Genomic DNA, 18945 nt, shown 5'->3' with positions numbered 1-18945 from the left:
TGTTTTTCCGGAGTCGTTCCATGCGTAGCCCGCTGATTGCCGCCACCCTTGGCCTGTTACTGTTGGCCGATGTGGCCCAGGCACACACCCTCGAAGCCACCAGTAACATGATCATCCGTGCCTCCCAGCGCACTCTCGATTTCACCTCCGACACCACCACCTCGATTCGTGACCTGAAAGTCGTCCGTGAAGCCCACGACGACGCGGCCAGTTTCGTCGCCAGCAATGGCGATATCCGTGGTGCACACTTGGAAGCTGCCTTCGACACCTTGCGCACGCGTGTGCCGGAAGCCCGCGACGCCAGTGATCAAGTCCTCGCCGAAGCCATCCTCGCACTGTGAGGACACTAGCCGCCTGGCTGATGGCCGGGGCCGTATTGCTGCTTTGCAGCGCGGCTCAGGCCAGCCTGCAACTACACCTCAAGACCGACGGCCTGAGCCCGGCAGAACAGCAGGCCAGCCAGGCCCTGCTGGATGAAGCGATGCAGGCACTGCCGCCGCGTTTCATCGAGCAACTGGACCGCCGGATTGATGTTGGCTGGACCGACGCAATGCCCGGTAACGCCTACGGAGAGGCGTCCCTGGTGTCAGAGGTGGACCTCAATCGCAATCTGCTGGCCAGCCTCACCGACGGCAGCGCCGCGACGAAAAAAACCAATCGCCCCCACGGCACCGTTCGCCGCGAAATGCTCGCCACGGTGCTGCATGAACTCACGCACATTTATGACCGTGCGCGCTTGTGGACCAGTGCCGAGCGTTTGCAGATCCAACGCTGTACGCGACAGAGCAACAGTTCAGGCCTGGTCGGCCTTCCCGATCAATGCCGTGGCCAGACTGACCGTCGTTTCACCTTGAGCGACGATCCACGCCTGCTGGACCTCGCCGGCTGGCCGCAATACGTCGGCCGACGCGGTGAACGCGAACAGCACAACCGACAAATTGTCCGCAGCCCGGACCTCTACGAGACGAGCAGCCCCAAGGAGTTCGTCGCGGTCAACATGGAGTACTTCCTCCTCGACCCGAGCTACGCCTGCCGCCGCCCGGCGCTGTACCGTTATTACCAGGAACACTTCGGCTGGGCTCCGCCGGCCAAGGACAAATGCGCCCAATCCTTCGCCTTCCTGAACGCGGGCAACGACTTCGCCAAACAACCGCTGGGCCAGGTCGATCCGGAAAGGGTCTACTCCGTCGACTACCTGCTGGCCGAAGCCAATCAGAATCTGGTCAGCCGCTGGGGCCACAGCATGTTGCGGCTGGTGATTTGTGCGCCCGGTCGCCCGCGCGGACCGGATTGCCGACTGGACCTGGAATATTCACTGGTGCTGTCCTACCGCGCCTTTGTCGGTGACGTACAACTGTCGAGCTGGGATGGTCTGGTCGGCAAGTATCCGTCGCGACTCTTCGTGTTGCCGCTGTCGCAAGTCATCGACGAATACACCAAGACCGAACTGCGCAGCCTGGCCTCGGTGCCACTCAATCTGTCGCGCAGTGAAATTGGAGAGTTGGTCGAACACGCCGCCGAAATGCATTGGAGCTACGACGGCAACTATTACTTCCTGTCCAACAACTGCGCGGTCGAGAGCCTGAAGCTGTTGCGCAGTGGCAGTAACAATCCACAACTGGTCGGCATGGACAGCATCATGCCCAACGGCTTGCTGGAAATACTCAAGGCCCGCGGACTGGCGGATACCAGCGTGCTCGACAATCCGCGCGAGGCCTTGCGCCTGGGCTATCGCTTCGACTCGTTCCGCGATCGTTATCAAGCGATGTTCGAGGTGCTGAAAAAGCACCTGCCGATCAAACAGGACAAGGTTGAAGACTGGATGGCGCTGACGGCCGCAGAACGTCGCCCGTGGTTTCAGCAGGCCGATCTGCGCACCAGCGCTGCGCTGCTGTTGCTGGAGCAGGCGAGTTTCCGCCAGCAATTGTTGCTTGCCCAGAATGAGGTGAAACAACGCTACCTGGATGCCCGCGAATTGAAAAACGGCGGTATGGACCAGGCCAATCAGACCTTGAAGCAGATTCTCGTCAACAGTGGTTTCCTCAGCCGTCCGGCTGAACTGCTCGACAGAGGCGGCTACGGCCTTCCGCAACCCAATGAATGGAAACGCCTGGAGTCGGAAAGCAGTACGCGACAGAAGAAATTACAGGTGTTGACCGGTGATCTGGACAAAGAGGTCAGGGCGCTGCTTGAGCCAGGCCGAGCCGCCGAGATCGCCGCGAATGAGGCCAACATCAAGCAATTGGGTGAGCATTTGCGAGCGTTGCATAAGGCGGCCGGCGGGCTGGAGTTGCCTTAAGTCGACCCGGTGAATTGATACCGCAGTTGTCCACAATGGCATCCGCCTGAGTGCAGCCCGCTCATTGCGATGCCTCCGTCTTCATATTTAACGCCGTCAAACCGCGGTACTGGCCACTACTTCAGGCCGCGCCAGCCCACTTCGAACATCTCGTCCGGTGTTTGCCCAGCGAAAGCTGGCTGAAAGGTTTGCCCATTAGGATCGCCCGCACTGCCGGCAACAGACCGGTTGGCCAAACGAATGTCGCAACGTTCGCGCGGCCCAATTAACAACAACAATGGTGATTCTGATGTCCGCTCGTACCCGCCTGTTTGCCCCGACTCCCCCCGTACGCCTCGTGCTTTCCGTTCTGCGCTGACCCCACCCGGTTCGCCATTCCCTAGCCGCGCTACGCCTGGAGTATTCCCATGCTGACTTTCCTTGGCTTCGCCATGGTCATCACGTTCATGTACCTGATCATGACCAAGCGCCTGTCGGCGCTGATCGCCCTGATCATCGTTCCGATCCTGTTCGCCCTGTTCGGTGGTTTTGCCCCGAAGATCGGCCCGATGATGCTCGAAGGCATCACCAAGCTGGCCCCGACCGGGGTGATGCTGATGTTCGCCATCCTCTATTTCGCCCTGATGATCGACTCCGGCCTGTTTGATCCGGCCGTGCGCAAGATCCTCAAACTGGTCAAGGGCGACCCGCTGAAGGTTTCCGTAGGCACCGCTGTGCTCGCCCTGGTGGTGTCCATGGACGGTGACGGCGCCACGACTTACATGATCTGCGTGGCCGCCATGCTGCCGCTGTACAGCCGCATCGGCATGAGCCCGCGGATCATGGCTGGCCTGATCATCCTCGCCGGTGGCGTAATGAACATGACCCCGTGGGGCGGCCCGACTGCGCGTGCCGCCAGTGCGCTGCATGTCGACCCGTCGGACATCTTCGTGCCGATGATCCCCGCCATGCTCGCTGGCGTGGTGGCGATCCTGGCGATTGCCTACCTGTACGGTAAACGTGAACGTGCGCGCCTGGGTGAATTGCACCTGATCGGCGACGAAATCGACCACAGCGAAATCAGCGTTTCGCAGTTCCCGGATGCTCGTCGTCCGAAGCTGATCTGGTTCAACGGCGCCCTGACCCTGGCCCTGATGTGTGCCCTGATCGCCGGCCTGCTGCCACTGCCGGTGTTGTTCATGGTCGCGTTCAGTATCGCGATGATCGTCAACTACCCTTGCCTGCAACAGCAAAAAGATCGCGTTGCCGCCCACGCCGGTAGCGTGTTGTCGGTGGTTGGGCTGATTTTTGCCGCCGGTATCTTCACCGGCATCCTGACCGGCACCGGCATGGTCGATGCCATGTCGAAAAGCTTGCTGGCCGTGATTCCGGATTTCCTCGGTCCGTACCTGGCCGTGATCACCGCACTGGCGAGCATGCCGTTCACCTTTTTCATGTCCAACGATGCGTTTTACTACGGTGTATTGCCGGTTCTGGCCGAAGCCGCCAGCCACTACGGCATCACCGCGGTGGAAATGGCCCGTGCCTCGATTGTCGGTCAACCCGTCCACCTGCTGAGCCCGCTGGTACCTTCCACCTACTTGCTGGTGGCATTGGCCGGGATCGAATTCGGTGATCATCAACGCTTTACCCTGAAGTGGGCAGTACTGGTCTGCATGTGCATACTCGTCGCTGCATTGCTGATGGGGATTTTCCCGCTGTTCAGCACCTTGTAACGGCATCAACTCACCGTGCCGCCAGCTAAATGCTGGCGTCGTGGTTTAACACTCGCTCAAAGGAATACACATGGAATGGCTGACCAACCCTGAAATCTGGGTTGCCTTCTTCACGCTGACCGCCCTGGAAATCGTACTGGGCATCGACAACATCATCATGATCTCGATCCTCGTCAGCCGCATGCCCAAGCACATGCAGGCGCGCACCCGGATCTTCGGCCTGGCGCTGGCCATGGTCACGCGGATCCTGCTGTTGCTGTCGATCACCTGGGTCATGCGCCTGACCGCCGACTTGTTCGTGGTCTTCGGTCAGGGTATTTCCGGGCGAGACCTGATCCTGTTCTTCGGTGGCCTGTTCCTGCTGTGGAAAAGCTCCCAGGAGATGTTTCACGCACTGGAAGGTGAAGACGAAACCTCCGACGAGCCAGGTGGCAAGGGCGGCAACTTCCTCTACACCATCATCCAGATCGCGATCATCGACATCGTCTTCTCTCTGGACTCGGTGATCACCGCGGTCGGCATGGTGTCCCATGTTCCGGTCATGGTGGCCGCGATCATCGTTGCGGTACTGGTGATGATGATGGCCTCGGGTATGATCAGCGCGTTCATCGACAAGCATCCGTCGCTGAAAATGCTTGCGCTGTCGTTCCTGCTGGTGGTGGGTACCGTGCTGATCGCCGAAGCCTTCGGTGTGCATGTACCCAAAGGCTACGTCTACTTCGCCATGGCGTTCTCGCTGGCCGTGGAGGCGATCAACATCAAGATGCGAACCGCGATCGCGAAAAAGAAGAAACAGCAGGAGCCGGTGAAACTACGCAAGGACATCCCGGGTCAATAACCTGAGTGCACAGTAGAACAAGGGGCTTTCGAGCCCCTTTTTCGCGCCCGCTTGAAGCTGCTTTCATGACAGTTTTGTTTCAATCAACTCTTTAGCTATGCGATGCTGGCGCCCGGACCGTTAGCCAACTACAGCTTAAATACAGAACGTAGAACGTCGCGCGGCATCGTCAACTTGCTCCATTGGGGCGCTGTCCATTCAGGGGGCCCAGTATGCTGACCCTGCTCAATCTACTGTCCGCCGTCGCCTTGCTTATTTGGGGCACGCACATCGTCCGAACCGGCATCCTGCGGGTCTACGGCTCGAACCTGCGCCATGTCATTGGCCAGAACATGTCCAAGCGCTGGCTGGCCTTTATCGCCGGGATTCTCGTCACCGCGATGGTCCAGAGCAGCAACGCCACAGCGATGCTGGTGACCTCGTTTGTCGGCCAGGGCCTGATGGCGCTGACGCCCGCCCTGGCGACCATGCTCGGTGCCGACGTCGGTACCGCACTGATGGCGCGGGTCCTGACGCTGGATTTGTCATGGCTGTCGCCGCTGCTGATTTTCCTCGGGGTGATTTTCTTTCTCTCACGCAAGCAGACGCGTGCGGGCCAGCTCGGCCGGGTCGGCATCGGTCTGGGGCTGATTATTCTCGCGCTGCAATTGATCGTCGAAGCGGCCGATCCAATCACCCACGCTCACGGCGTCAAAGTACTGTTTGCCTCGCTGACGGGCGATATCCTGCTCGATGCCCTCGTCGGGGCGCTGTTCGCGATGATTTCCTACTCCAGCCTGGCCGCCGTCCTGCTCACCGCAACCCTTGCCGGTGCCGGAGTGATCAGCCTGCCGGTGGCCATCGGCCTGGTGATCGGCGCCAACATCGGCAGCGGAGTGCTGGCGTTTCTCAGCACCAGCATGCAGAACACTGCCGGACGTCAGGTGGCGTTGGGCAGCCTGCTCTACAAGATGATCGGCCTGCTGCTGATCATTCCGGTGCTCGGCCCGCTGGTGCACTGGATGGACAGCCTCAATTTCCGCCCGCAAGGCCTGGTGATCGGCTTTCATCTGCTCTACAACACGGTACGTTGCATGGTGCTGCTACCCAGCGTCGGTCCGATGGCCAGGCTCTGTGCCTGGCTGTTGCCAGAGCGCCCGGAAATCAACGGACAGGCCAAGCCTCGCCACCTGGACCCGACAGCCCTCACCACGCCAAGCCTGGCCTTGGCCAACGCCGCCCGGGAAACCCTGCGCATCGGCGACCTGATCGACAACATGCTTGAAGCCATGCTTGATGTACTGCGTGGCAAGCAAACCGCCGTCACCCAGGAAGTGCGCCGCCTGAGCGATGACGTCGAAGTCCTCTGCAGCGCGATCAAACTCTATCTGGCGCAGATGCCCCGCGAAGACCTCAGCGACCAGGACAGTCGGCGCTGGGCAGAAATCATCGAGCTGGCGATCAATCTGAAACTCGCCTCTGACCTGATCGAACGCATGTTGCGCAAGGTCCAGCAGCAGAAGACTTCGCAGCGCCGCTCCTTTTCCGACGTCGGCCTGGAAGAACTGGCGGGGTTGCACCATCAGTTGATCGCCAACCTGCGCCTGGGGCTGTCGGTGTTTCTGAGTGCCGACAAGGAAAGCGCCCGGCAACTGCTGCGTGAGAAACGTCGCTTCCGCGCGCAGGAAAGACGCTTGGCTCACGCCCATGTCAGCCGCTTGCACCGTAAGGTCGTGCAAAGCCTCGAAACCAGTTCGCTGCACCTGGAGCTGATCTCCGACATGAGACGCTTGAACTCGCTGTTCTGTGGCAGCGCCTATGTGGTCCTGGAAACCGCCGAAACCGGTACATTGGCTGCCGACGATACGGCTGACATCACCCATTCACCTTGAACGTCTAGCGTTGACAGCAGTCACTTAGAAGATCGCTCTTACCCGCCAGGAAAGTTGTTATGCGTTGTCTGTTGTTCGCGTGCCTGCTATTGAGTTCCACCTGCTCATTTGCCCTGGATCGCTTTCAGGTCGAAGGTTATTCGCTGCCCAACGGCTTGCAATTAGTGCTCAAGCCCGGCAGCGAACGCGGGCATGTGGCGATTCGCCTGGTGGTAGGCGTTGGCCTCGACGACTTCGCCTGCGCCGACAAAGAGCTGCCGCACCTGCTTGAGCATTTGCTGTTCAGTGGCGTCGACGCGAGCGGCGAAGGCGGGCTCGAGGAGCGCATGCAGGCATTAGGTGGTGAATGGAACGCCTACACCAGTAACGCCGACACCACGTTCGTCATCGAAGCACCGGCAAAAAATCAACGCAAAGTCCTCGACCTGTTGCTGGCACTACTGACCCAGACCCGACTCGACGACACCGCAATCAGCGCGGCCAAACAGGTGGTCGAACGCGAAGATGGCGGCCATTACTCCCACTTGCAGCGCTGGCTCGACCGTCAGGACCTGGGCCATACGGCGAGCAACCAACTGGCGGTGGAGCTGGGCCTGAAGTGCTCGGAGCGAGCCCAGGTAGAGCACCTGACTCGCGAACAATTGGAGAAGGTCCGCAAGGAGTGGTACGCCCCGAACAACATGACGCTGATTATTGTCGGTGAGCTCGATCGCCTGCTGCCGGCCTACCTGGAGCGTACCTATGGCCAGCTCGAAGCCATTGATCCCACCGAGCATTTACCACTGCCGGACATCCAGCACCCGGCGCTAGCCGAGCGCAATCTGATCCAGGGCTGGGCGGGGGGTGGCGCCAAACTGCACTGGCTGTTCCCGGAACCGGCTATGGATGATCAGTACGATGAAACGTACGACTTGCTCAAGGATTACCTCGACTGGGCGCTTTATCGTCAGTTGCGCCTGGCACATGGATTGTCCTACGGTCCCTGGGCCGAACGTGAAGTGTTCGGCGGTGTCGGTTTCCTCAGCCTGAACGCCGATCTGGAGCGCGATGATCTGCCACAAGCGCAGCAGGTACTCGATGATCTGAAGACCGATCTGCTCAAGAATGGTCTCGACCCCGCAGGCTTTGAACGCCTGAAGCAGGTCGCCATCGCCCGACAGGCCTGGGCCGTGCAAGGCAACAGCGGGCTGGCCGACTACTACTGGAGTGCCATTGGCGACTATGAGGACGGACATTTCGACGACCCGGCCAAACGCCTGCAAACAGTCACTCTGGACCAGGCCAACCAGACCCTGCGCAAATTGCTCGAACAGCAGGGTTACATTCGCATCGAGAAGCCACTGCTCAGTTATGACGAGGTGCTGTGGTTGCTGGGCGGAGTGTTGGGGTTGATGGCGCTGGGTGTTCTAAGTTGGCGCTTGCATCGCAAAAAATGATGACTGTGGCGAGGGAGCTTGCTCCCGCTGGGTCGAGAAGCGGCCCTAAAAACTGCCAGCGCGATTGTGAACGTTGAACTCCAGCGACCGTTTGCGGCTGCTGCGCACCCGAGCGGGAGCAAGCTCCCTCGCCACAGTTGCTGTACCCGGTCACACCGTTGGCTCCTCGCAACATCACTGTGCCAGCGTTATCCTGTCGGGGTTTTTTCCCACGACAATTGCGAACTACCGAATGCCTATCCTGACCCATTACGTACTGCGCATCCTCGAACTGATGAAGCGCTATCCTGGGGTCATTGCGCTCGGTGGCTTCATCTCCGGGGTCTGCAGTTTCATTCTGGTCGACCGCCAACAAAGCCTGGCAACCTGGATTGCGACCATCATGCTGGTCAGCTGGCTCTGGCTGATGCTGGAAAACAGCCTGACGGAGCTGTTCACCAAAGTCTTCAAGCGTGAGATCCCGCAGCCGTTGTTGCGCTATGCGACGCAGATGATTCATCAGGAAAGTCTGTTCTTCGTCTTACCGTTTTTTTTCATCACCACCACCTGGAACAGTGGGCAACTGGTGTTCACCGGACTGCTCGGAGCGGCGGCGCTGGTTTCGATCACCGACCCGCTGTATTACAAATGGCTGGCGCCGCGCCGCTGGCTGTTCCTGGCGATGCACACCCTGACGCTGTTTGCCGCGCTGCTGACCGCATTGCCGATCATCCTGAACCTGACCACCGCTCAGAGTTTCAAACTGGCTCTTGGCACCGCAATGCTGCTGTCTTTTCCAAGCCTGGCGTCGATCTTTCCGATTCGCACGATCCGCGGCGGCCTGAGCGTGCTGAGCATCACCCTGGCCATCGGCTGCGCCGGCTGGTTGCTGCGCTCCTGGGTGCCGCCGGCCACTTTGTGGATGACGCAAGTGGCAATCAGCACACAACTACAAGACCGTACACCCGGCGAAAGCCACAATGAAGTCAGCGTCGCCCAGCTGCGCCCCGATGGCCTGTACGCCTACACCGCGATCAACGCACCGCGCGGGCTCGACGAGCGGATTTACCACGTCTGGCAGTTCAACGGCCAAGAGGTCGACCGCATCGCACTGGATATCCACGGCGGGCGCAAGGAAGGCTACCGGGCCTGGAGCCATAAACAGAACTTCCCCGGCAACCCGGCAGGCGACTGGCAAGTACGGGTACTGACTGAAGACGGTCAGGTGATCGGCGTACTGCGCTTTGAGGTGACCGACGCCAGTCAAAACGGCACGACGCCGAGCGAGGCAAAATAACCGGGATCATGCTATTACGTAGCACTGCGTATCAGTCGAACAAGCACGGAGATTATGAGCAGCACAATTGCCGGCAGTGCCCAACTCGATACTTCGAACACCCCTGCGCGGTTGCGGGTCACGGGTGACTGGACGCTTGTCCATTACGCCGACCTCAAACGCCTGAGCAACACTCTCAAAGGCCAGTACGACGACCGAACCCCCATCGACCTCAACGGCCTCGGCGCGCTCGACACCGCCGGCGCCTCGCTGCTGGTCGAACTGCTCGGTGCCGAACGCCTCGGCAAGTCCGCCGAACACCCCGATTGCAGCCTGTCCACAGCCGACCGTGCGCTGCTGCAAACCGTCTATTGCTCGCTGACTGACTTCTGCATCCCCATCAAAGAGCCCGAAATCAGTGTCGGCATTCAACTGCTGACCCGCATCGGGCGCGCGGTCGATGCCGTCTGGCAGGACACGCTGCAACTGTTGGGGTTTGTCGGGCTGATTCTGGAAACCATCGCTCGCAGCCTGTTTCACCCCAAGCGCTGGCGGATCACCCCGATGATCGCGCACATCGAACAAACCGGCCTCGACGCCGCACCCATCGTCGCCTTGCTGACCTTCATGGTGGGTGCAGTGGTGGCCTTCCTCGGCGCCACGGTACTCGCCAGTTTTGGTGCGAGTATTTTTACCGTGGACCTGGTGGCATTCTCGTTCCTGCGTGAATTTGGTGTGTTGCTGACCGCGATCCTGATGGCCGGGCGCACTGCCAGCGCCTTTACCGCGCAAATCGGCTCGATGAAGGCCAACGAAGAAATCGACGCGATCCGTACCTTGGGCCTCGACCCGATGGAGCTGCTGGTGGTGCCACGGGTGTTGGCGTTGCTGGTGGCGCTGCCGATGCTGACCTTTCTGGCAATGCTCTCGGGGATTGTCGGTGGCGGGGTGGTCTGTGCGATATCGCTGGGCATCTCGCCGGCGATGTTCCTGTCTTTGCTGCAATCGGACATCGGCGTCCAACATTTTCTGGTCGGCATGGTCAAAGCACCGATCTTCGCTTTTTTGATCGCCTCCATTGGTTGTCTGGAAGGCTTCAAGGTCAGTGGCAGCGCTGAATCCGTTGGCGCCCACACCACGTCCAGCGTAGTGCAGTCGATTTTCGTGGTGATCGTGCTCGATGCGGTCGCCGCGTTGTTCTTTATGGAGATGGGCTGGTGAGTCGTTTACCCCGTGTGCCCTCTGAGGCGGTGATCGAAGTCCGTGGGCTGTGCAATCGCTTCGGCTACCAGAGCGTGCATGAAAACCTCGACCTGGATTTGTACAAGGGCGAGATTCTCGCCGTGGTCGGCGGCTCAGGCAGCGGCAAATCGGTGTTGCTGCGCAGCATCGTTGGCCTGCGCCAGCCCAGCGAAGGCATGGTGAAGGTGTTTGGCAAGAACCTGCCGAGCCTGACGGAGCATGAACGCTCACTGGTCGAGCGGCGCTTCGGCGTGTTGTTTCAGAAGGGTGCGTTGTTCTCTTCGCTGACCGTGACCGAAAACGTCGCCTTGCCCTTGATCGAACACGCCGGCCTGAGTCGCAACGACGCCGAGCATCTGGCGGCGGTTAAACTGGCCTTGGCTGGCCTGCCGCTGTCGGCTGCCGACAAGTACCCGGCGTCGCTGTCCGGTGGAATGATCAAACGCGCGGCGCTGGCCCGTGCCTTGGCACTGGACCCGGACATTCTGTTCCTCGATGAGCCGACCGCCGGCCTCGATCCGATCGGCGCCGCGGCGTTCGATCAGTTGATCCTGACGTTGCGTGATGCGTTGGGGCTGAGCGTTTTCCTGGTCACCCACGACCTCGATACGCTGTACACCATCACCGACCGGGTCGCGGTGCTGGCGCAGAAAAAAGTACTGGTGGCCGACGCCATCGACACCGTGTCGGAAACCGACGACGCGTGGATTCACGAATACTTCCACGGCCCACGCGGCCGCGCGGCGCTTTCAGCCGCTTCACAGCTTAACGAGGTATGACATGGAAACCCGAGCCCACCATGTATTGATCGGCCTGTTCACCGTATTGGTGGTGGCCGGTGCATTGCTGTTCGGCCTGTGGCTGGCCAAGTCCAGCGTCGACAGCGAGTTCAAGGATTATGAGGTCGTCTTCAACGAGGCGGTCAGCGGTCTGTCCAAAGGCAGTGCAGTGCAGTACAGCGGGATCAAGGTCGGCGATGTAGTGAGTTTGCGCCTCGACCCCAAAGACCCGCGCCGGGTATTGGCGCGGATTCGCCTGGGTGGCGAAACCCCGATCAAGGAAGACACCCAGGCGAAACTGGCGCTGACCGGGATTACCGGCACCTCGATCATCCAGCTCAGCGGGGGTACGCCGCAAAGCCCCGAGCTGCGTGGCAAGGACGGCAATCTGCCGGAGATCGTTGCCTCGCCTTCGCCCATCTCACGATTGCTGAACAACAGTGATGACCTGATAAGCAGCGTTAACCTGTTGCTGCATAGCGCCAACCAGATGATGTCGCCGGAAAACGTCGACCGCCTGGGCAAAACCCTTGAGAACCTGGAGCAAACCACCGGAAGCATTGCCGAGCAGCGCGGGGATCTTAGCCAGGCCATGCAGCAACTGGCGTCGGTAGGCAAACAGGCCAGCGCCACCCTTGAGCAGACTTCTGCGTTGATGCGTAACGCCAACGGTATGCTCAACGATCAAGGCAAACAGATGGTCGGCAGTGCCGAGCAAGCCATGAAGTCGCTGGAGCAGAGCAGCGCGACCATCAACGGTTTGCTGACCGACAATCAGGATGCGCTGAATAACGGCATGCAGGGGCTCAACAGTCTGGCCCCGGCGATACGTGAGTTGCGCGACACCCTGAGTTCGTTACGCGCCATCTCTCGTCGCCTGGACTCCAACCCCAGTGGTTACTTGCTGGGCGGCGACAAGGATAAGGAGTTCACGCCATGAAACCCGTCTTCCGCGCCTTTGCGCACTGCGCGCTGTTGGCGAGTTTCGCGCTGACCAGTGCCTGCTCGATTTTACCCAAGGCTGACCCCCAGGATGTCTACCGCTTGCCTGTCGCGCCAAGCGCCGCGTCATCGATGCACGCCAACTCGGTGCCGTGGTCGCTACGTCTGTCTAAACCCCAGGCCAGCGACGTGCTCAACAGTGCAAAAATCGCCGTGATCCCTCAAGGCGATCTGATCAGCAGCTACAAGGCTTCGCGCTGGAGCGATCCTACACCGATCCTGTTGCGCAATCGGCTCCTCGCCGGGTTTGCCCAGGATGGCCGCGTACAGCGGCTCAGCACCGACGACAGCAACTTGCAGACGGATCTGGAGCTGGGCGGGAACCTGCAAGCGTTCCAGACGGAATATCAAGGCAACACCGCGCAAGTGGTCATTAGCCTGGATGCGCTACTGGTGCGAGGCAATGACCAGCGGATCCTCGCCAGTCGCCGCTTCGAAGTGCGCCAGCCATTGAGCGATGTGAAGGTGCCTGCAGTGGTGACCGGGTTTGGTCAGGCCAGTGATACGCTCACGGCGCAGGTGATTGCGTGGACGGTAGAGCAGGGGCAGAAGACTGCGACCATGAAGCCCTGAGCCAGCACCGTACCCGTGGCGAGGGAGCTTGCTCCCGCCGGCCGGTCCGCGCTCGGGCGAAGCAGTCGCAAACCATTGGGCACGGTGTGCCAGACAGAACGTAATCACAGGTTTTAGGGCCGCTACGCGACCCAGCGGGAGCAAGCTCCCTCGCCACAGAGATAGCGGACTACCCAAAGAACCAGTAGCAAACCCCGATCGCCCCCAGCACCCCGGCGAGTTCCGCCAGCAGTGCGCAACCCACGGCATGTCGCGCACGCTGAATGCTCACCGCTCCGAAGTACACCGCCAGCACATAGAACGTGGTTTCGGTACTGCCTTGAATAGTCGCTGCCACCAGCGCCGGGAAGCTGTCGACGCCTTGAGTCTTCATGGTTTCGATCAGCATCGCCCGTGCAGCGCTGCCGGAGAACGGTTTGACCATCGCGGTCGGCAGGGCATCGACGAAACGCGTGTCCCATCCGGCCCACTGCACCAGATGGCGAATCCCGTCCAGACCGAAGTCCAGCGCCCCGGACGCGCGCAATACGCCCACTGCACACAGCATCGCTACCAGATAAGGCAGCAGGTTCTTGGCGACATCGAAGCCTTCTTTGGCACCTTCGACGAACGCTTCGTAGACCTTGACCTTGCGCAGTGCACCAATCACCAGAAACAGCATGATCATCCCGAACATCGTCAGGTTGCCGAGGATCGATGACAGGCTCGCCAGAGCAGTGGCTGAGAGCGCCGTCAACAGCGCCATGAACCCGCCCAGCAGCAGCGCACCCGGAATCAGATAGGCCAGCACCACCGGGTCCCACAGTCGCAGACGCTGCATGAACGATACCGACAGCAGACCGACGATGGTTGAACAACTGGTCGCCAGCAAAATCGGCAGGAACACCAGCGTCGGGTCGGCCGCACCTTGCTGGGCACGGTACATGAAGATAGTCACGGGCAGCAGGGTCAGGGACGAGGCGTTAAGCACCAGGAACAGGATTTGTGCATTGCTTGCGACCGTGGTGCTGGGATTGAGCTCCTGCAACGCACGCATCGCCTTGAGACCAATCGGCGTAGCGGCATTGTCGAGCCCCAGGGTGTTGGCAGCAAAGTTGAGGGTGATCAGGCCGATGGCCGGATGACCCGCCGGCACTTCGGGCATCAGGCGCAGGAACAGCGGGCCCAGCGCCTTGGCCAGCCAGTCGACGATCCCGGCTTTTTCAGCGATCCGCAGAAAGCCCAGCCAGAGGGTCAGGGTGCCGAACAGCAACACCATGACGTCGACCGACAGCTTGGCCATGGCGAAGATGCTTTCCACCATCGTCGCGAAGATCCCGGCATTGCCGCCGATCAGCCACTGCGCGAGTGCCGAAACGGCCGCCACGATGAAAAAGCCAAGCCACAGGCCATTGAGCATCAGTCAAATCCCCCAGAAGATGCCGCGAATGATAGCGGGGTGGGCAGAAACGACAAACCCCGGATTTCTCCGGGGTTTGTTTGGCTCTACTTGTAGGAGCGGGGGGGGGGCGCCTACAGAGGGCACTGTCAGTTGCTGGAAGCCTCGCCAGCCGGCAGCTTCTCTTTGCTGCGCCAGTGCGGCAGGGAGTTCCAGTAGCGCTGGCCCTTGGCGTCGTCGTACATGCCTTCCCAACGGGAGACGACCAGCACGGCCAAGGCGTTGCCGATCACGTTCAGTGCGGTACGGGCCATGTCCATGATGCGGTCGACACCGGCGATGAACGCCAGGCCTTCCAATGGAATACCGACACTGCCCAGCGTTGCCAGCAGAACCACGAACGACACGCCCGGCACGCCGGCGATACCTTTGGAGGTGACCATCAGCGTCAGTACCAGCAGCAACTGCTGGCTGATCGACAGGTCGATACCGTACAGCTGGGCAATGAAGATCGCCGCGATGCTCTGGTACAGGGTCGAACCATCGAGGTTGAACGAGTAACCGGTTGGCACCACGAAGCTGCAAATGGCTTTCGGTGCACCGTAGGCTTCCATCTTCTCGATCACGCGCGGCAGCACGGTTTCGGAGCTCGCGGTGGAGTAGGCCAGCACCAGCTCATCCTTGAAGATGCGCATCAGCTTGATCACCGAGAAACCGAACAGGCGAGCAATCAGCCCCAGCACTACGAAGGCGAAGAAGGCGATGGCGACGTAAACCAGGATCACCAGTTTGGCCAGCGGCAGCAGGGACGCGAAACCGAAGTTGGCAACAGTCACTGCGATCAGTGCGAACACGCCGATCGGGGCGTAGTTCATGATCATGTGAGTGACCTTGAACATGCTTTCCGAGACGCCCTGGAACATCTTCACCAGCGGCTCGCGCAGGTCCGATTGCAGGCTCGACAGACCAAGACCGAACAACACCGAGAAGAAGATGATCGGCAGCATCTCGCCACGCGCCATGGCGGCAAAGATGTTCGATGGAATCAGGTTGAGGATGGTTTCGATGAACGCGTGTTCATGCTGAACCTCGGCCGCGGTCGCCTGGTACTTGGAGATATCCACAGTACCCAGGGTGCTCATGTCGATGCCGGAGCCCGGGTGGAACACGTTGGCCAGCACCAGACCTACCAGAATGGCGATGGTGGTAACGATTTCGAAGTAAACGATGGTCTTCAGACCAATGCGCCCGAGCTTCTTCGCATCCCCCACACCGGCAATGCCGACGACCAGCGAGGAGATCACGATCGGGATCACGATCATCTTGATCAGACGGATAAAGATATCGCCCGCCGGTTGCAGGACGTTACTGATCCACCAGGCTTTTTCCGCACTGAAGTGGTTGAGCAACGCACCGATTGCAATGCCCAGTACCAGACCGATGAGGATCTGCCAGGCGAGGCTCAGCTTTGCCTTCTTCATATCATTACCCTTTTCTTATAAATGGACTCGGGAAGATGCACAAACTGGAACGCCCAATGGCGGAAAAGTCTGTGCATCTGCCCCCGGATAAGGTCGCCCGGAGCGCGTAATTACGGCTCTCTGGCAGATAAAAAAGGCGCAACTATTCCGATGCACGAGAGCGACGTCTAATGCCGTAAACGCCTACCCTATGCCGAATCGGCATGAGTTTTTTCAAAGCAAACCGCCGTCCCAACCGGTTCGAATACGACATTTCGGCAGGCATAAGTGCCGTGAACCGGCCATCGCAGAGGAGATTGATCGTTTTTTGAGCAACGCAATATGAACAAAAACCAAGGAAAAATCCTACGCGCCGTAGTGAATAATGAGCAGCAATCAGCGCCAAATTTGTCGATATACGGTCACCCGGAAACACTGCGAAATGTTTTGTGAAGAACACCGATGGTTTTTTTGCCGGCCGGGGTAGCGATAAAAATGGTTTGGCAGCTCTAGGTCAACGCTTTGCACATATAAGCGCGCCGCAGATTTGTCGCGTCATGAATGACGGTCAAATACGCGGCGCTGCTTGTCCTGACCCGGCCCTTGCGCGGGCACTCCCTGTACCCGTAGGTCACTCCAATCCTGAAGCAATCAGAACGTCCCGGCCCCTTGGCCATGCGCGCACCCTCCTCGGGTGGGCGCAAAGGAAAGAGGCATTGCTGACCTCCTTCTGTTTTTCAAACCCGGTACCCGTTCGGGTCTGTCTTCAAGCAAACGTCCATGATCAGCCTCGACCGCGACGGCCAAAGATGAACGAAGCAATAAACATCACCAGGAACACGACAAAGAGAATCTTGGCGATACCCGTGGCGGTGCCCGCGATACCACCGAAGCCCAGTACGGCAGCGACAATGGCAATAATCAAAAATGTAATTGCCCAGCTCAACATGGTGATTCTCCTTACGCTTCTATTTAGAGGTGCTGCTATTCCCGGCACATGAACATCGCGCCAAGCCAGTTACCTAGAACACCCAACGGTCCTGACGCAGCGCCACGGCACCCGGTTCGGCCGGGTCCACACTCATCATTCTCATTGAGGCTGCATCAGCAGGCCGACTGCCCACTGCGCTGAAATGGGTTTGGGTCAAGTGATGAGTTGGCGCAATCGCTGCCTCTGGCTGCTGGCTTTGCTCCCAGCGCAAGAACTGCTGGCCGCCGATCAAAGTGATCAACAAGGCAAACACGGCAAACATCCCTTGCTGAATAGACAGTGGCGAGATACGCAATTGGGCGGCACGTTGGCGATTCATCCGAAACTCCTCCCACACTGGTGGTTACTGGTCAGAGGGCGCTCTTTCTTGAATGCCCGGCTTAACCAGACCGTTGCAGCCTGCATGCCAGCTCCCACTCCGAAATAAGCTCAATAAAATCAAATAGATATTTTGATTAACAAAATGCATTCGGACGCATCCTGCACGATGGCCCGCAGAGGATCGTGCGTAATGCACGATCGATTTGCAGGAAATCGAAAATTTTTGGAATGTATGAAGGGATACGGATGTCAGAAAAAGAGACGGGAAATCGCCAGGATCGTCGCTGTAAAAATAAAGACTATTAAAATCATATAGTTAATAGAGCTTAGAACAGACAACTACCCCATTCTGATAAGAAGCGCCCAGAATCAACCATGCAACTTGCCCGATTTTTCCGAGACTAAATTAAGAGCATTCATTTTAGGAGCGTAGGAAAAATGGAATCCGCCACCGAGCATCAAGGCCGCATTTTGCTGGTAGATGATGAATCCGCCATCCTGCGCACCTTCCGCTACTGCCTGGAAGACGAAGGCTATAGCGTTGCCACCGCCAACAGCGCGGCCCAGGCCGACGCCTTGTTGCAACGGCAGGTCTTCGACCTGTGCTTCCTTGACCTGCGTCTGGGCGAAGACAACGGTCTCGACGTCCTGGCGCAAATGCGTGTGCAGGCGCCTTGGATGCGCGTAGTGATCGTCACCGCACACTCGGCCGTGGACACCGCCGTCGATGCTATCCAGGCCGGCGCCGCCGACTATCTGGTCAAACCTTGCAGCCCCGACCAATTGCGCCTGGCCACCGCAAAACAACTGGAAATGCGCCAGCTCTCGGCACGCCTTGAAGCCCTCGAAGGTGAAGTCCGCAAACCCAACGAGGGCCTGGATTCCCACAGCCCGGCGATGAAAGTCGTACTGGAAACCGCCCGCCAGGTCGCCAGCACCGATGCCAATATTCTGATACTCGGCGAATCCGGCACCGGTAAAGGCGAACTGGCCCGGGCCATTCACGGCTGGAGCAAACGCGCGAAGAAATCCTTCGTCACCATCAACTGCCCATCACTGACAACCGAGCTGATGGAAAGCGAGCTCTTCGGCCACAGCCGCGGGGCATTTACCGGTGCTAGCGAAAGTACCCTCGGCCGGGTCAATCAGGCCGACGCAGGTACATTGTTTCTTGATGAGATCGGCGATTTTCCGCTGGCCTTGCAGCCCAAACTGCTGCGCTTCATTCAGGACAAGGAATACGAAAGGGTCGGCGACCCGGTGACCCGTCGCGCTGATGTGCGAATCCTCGCCGCCACCAACCTCAATCTTGAAGACATGACTCGCGACGGTCGTTTCCGCGAAGACCTGCTCTACCGGCTGAACGTCATCACCTTGCACCTGCCACCACTGCGCGAACGAACCGAGGACATTCTGGCCCTGGCCGAGCGCTTCCTGGCACGCTTCGTCAAGGAATACGCGCGGCCGGCTCGTGTCTTCAGCGACGAAGCACGCGAGGCGCTGCTCGGCTATCGCTGGCCAGGCAACATCCGCGAACTGCGTAACGTGGTCGAACGAGCAAGCATCATTTGCCCACAGGAGCGAGTCGAGATCAGCCATTTGGGCATGGCCGAGCAAACCACCAGCAACGCTCCCAGAATCGGTGCGGCGCTAAGTCTGGATGAATTGGAAAAAGCCCACATCGGCGCGGTACTGGCCAGCGCCGGCACTCTCGATCAAGCAGCCAAGACCCTGGGTATCGACGCCTCGACGCTGTACCGCAAACGCAAGCAGTACAACCTGTGA

At 59.4% G+C, this 18945-nt stretch carries 16 protein-coding genes; 12 read left to right on the top strand and 4 right to left on the bottom strand.

Annotated elements, in window-relative coordinates; genetic code table 11:
• Positions 1-20: 20 nt before the first annotated feature.
• From KRR23_RS26835 to KRR23_RS26785, 11 genes are all read left to right on the top strand, one after another.
• Positions 21-341: a DUF2388 domain-containing protein gene (locus tag KRR23_RS26835; protein WP_054594970.1), complete on the top strand. Its 321-nt coding sequence runs from the start codon at positions 21-23 to the stop codon at positions 339-341.
• On the top strand, positions 338-2299 hold the full coding sequence (locus KRR23_RS26830) for a DUF4105 domain-containing protein (protein ID WP_216744892.1): 1962 nt from the start codon (positions 338-340) through the stop codon (positions 2297-2299). The genes KRR23_RS26835 and KRR23_RS26830 overlap by 4 nt, the downstream gene beginning before the upstream one ends.
• A 407-nt stretch (positions 2300-2706) precedes the next feature.
• The gene (locus tag KRR23_RS26825; protein ID WP_216744891.1) at positions 2707-4014 is read left to right on the top strand and encodes a CitMHS family transporter; all 1308 of its coding nucleotides are present in this window, start codon (positions 2707-2709) and stop codon (positions 4012-4014) included.
• A 70-nt stretch (positions 4015-4084) separates the two neighbouring features.
• The gene (locus KRR23_RS26820; RefSeq protein WP_216744890.1) at positions 4085-4852 is read left to right on the top strand and encodes a TerC family protein; all 768 of its coding nucleotides are present in this window, start codon (positions 4085-4087) and stop codon (positions 4850-4852) included.
• 212 nt (positions 4853-5064) lie between these two features.
• Complete coding sequence (locus KRR23_RS26815) at positions 5065-6723, top strand: Na/Pi cotransporter family protein (RefSeq protein ID WP_216744889.1); 1659 nt, start codon at positions 5065-5067, stop codon at positions 6721-6723.
• Between the two features lie 59 nt (positions 6724-6782).
• The gene (locus KRR23_RS26810; protein ID WP_216744888.1) at positions 6783-8159 is read left to right on the top strand and encodes a pitrilysin family protein; all 1377 of its coding nucleotides are present in this window, start codon (positions 6783-6785) and stop codon (positions 8157-8159) included.
• A gap of 232 nt (positions 8160-8391) precedes the next feature.
• A complete protein-coding gene (locus KRR23_RS26805) occupies positions 8392-9435 on the top strand; it encodes a DUF5924 family protein (protein WP_216744887.1) in 1044 nt (347 codons plus the stop codon).
• A 54-nt stretch (positions 9436-9489) separates the two neighbouring features.
• Complete coding sequence (locus KRR23_RS26800) at positions 9490-10635, top strand: ABC transporter permease (RefSeq protein WP_216744886.1); 1146 nt, start codon at positions 9490-9492, stop codon at positions 10633-10635.
• Positions 10632-11435 (top strand): ATP-binding cassette domain-containing protein, encoded by an 804-nt coding sequence (locus KRR23_RS26795; protein WP_216744885.1) that lies wholly within the window; start codon positions 10632-10634, stop codon positions 11433-11435. The genes KRR23_RS26800 and KRR23_RS26795 overlap by 4 nt, the downstream gene beginning before the upstream one ends.
• Position 11436: 1 nt before the next feature.
• Positions 11437-12375, top strand: a complete 939-nt coding sequence (locus KRR23_RS26790) for an MlaD family protein (RefSeq protein ID WP_216744884.1) — start codon at positions 11437-11439, stop codon at positions 12373-12375.
• On the top strand, positions 12372-13010 hold the full coding sequence (locus tag KRR23_RS26785) for an ABC-type transport auxiliary lipoprotein family protein (RefSeq protein WP_216744883.1): 639 nt from the start codon (positions 12372-12374) through the stop codon (positions 13008-13010). Before KRR23_RS26790 ends, KRR23_RS26785 begins: the two co-directional genes overlap by 4 nt.
• A 169-nt stretch (positions 13011-13179) precedes the next feature.
• On the opposite strand, the gene KRR23_RS26780 is transcribed toward KRR23_RS26785, so the two are convergent.
• The 4 genes from KRR23_RS26780 to KRR23_RS26765 all read right to left on the bottom strand — a co-directional run bounded on the left by KRR23_RS26780 (position 13180) and on the right by KRR23_RS26765 (position 17158).
• Positions 13180-14409: a nucleoside recognition domain-containing protein gene (locus tag KRR23_RS26780; RefSeq protein WP_054594959.1), complete on the bottom strand. Its 1230-nt coding sequence runs from the start codon at positions 14407-14409 to the stop codon at positions 13180-13182.
• Positions 14410-14537: 128 nt separating this feature from the next.
• Entirely contained in the window at positions 14538-15869 is a 1332-nt protein-coding gene (gene gltP, locus KRR23_RS26775; RefSeq protein WP_216744882.1) for a glutamate/aspartate:proton symporter GltP, read from the bottom strand.
• A gap of 763 nt (positions 15870-16632) precedes the next feature.
• Positions 16633-16797: a DUF1328 domain-containing protein gene (locus KRR23_RS26770; RefSeq protein WP_071552569.1), complete on the bottom strand. Its 165-nt coding sequence runs from the start codon at positions 16795-16797 to the stop codon at positions 16633-16635.
• Positions 16798-16870: 73 nt separating this feature from the next.
• A complete protein-coding gene (locus KRR23_RS26765; RefSeq protein ID WP_216744881.1) occupies positions 16871-17158 on the bottom strand; it encodes a hypothetical protein in 288 nt (95 codons plus the stop codon).
• 440 nt (positions 17159-17598) lie between these two features.
• Between KRR23_RS26765 and algB the strand changes: the two genes are divergently transcribed.
• On the top strand, positions 17599-18945 hold the full coding sequence (gene algB / locus KRR23_RS26760; RefSeq protein ID WP_216744880.1) for a sigma-54-dependent response regulator transcription factor AlgB: 1347 nt from the start codon (positions 17599-17601) through the stop codon (positions 18943-18945).

Origin of the sequence: Pseudomonas sp. CVAP#3 (assembly GCF_018986375.1) — a bacterium.
In the GTDB taxonomy this organism is placed as follows: Bacteria; Pseudomonadota; Gammaproteobacteria; order Pseudomonadales; family Pseudomonadaceae; genus Aquipseudomonas; species Aquipseudomonas helvetica.
Note: the sequence above shows the minus strand (reverse complement) of the source record. Positions and strands in the feature narration are given on the sequence as shown.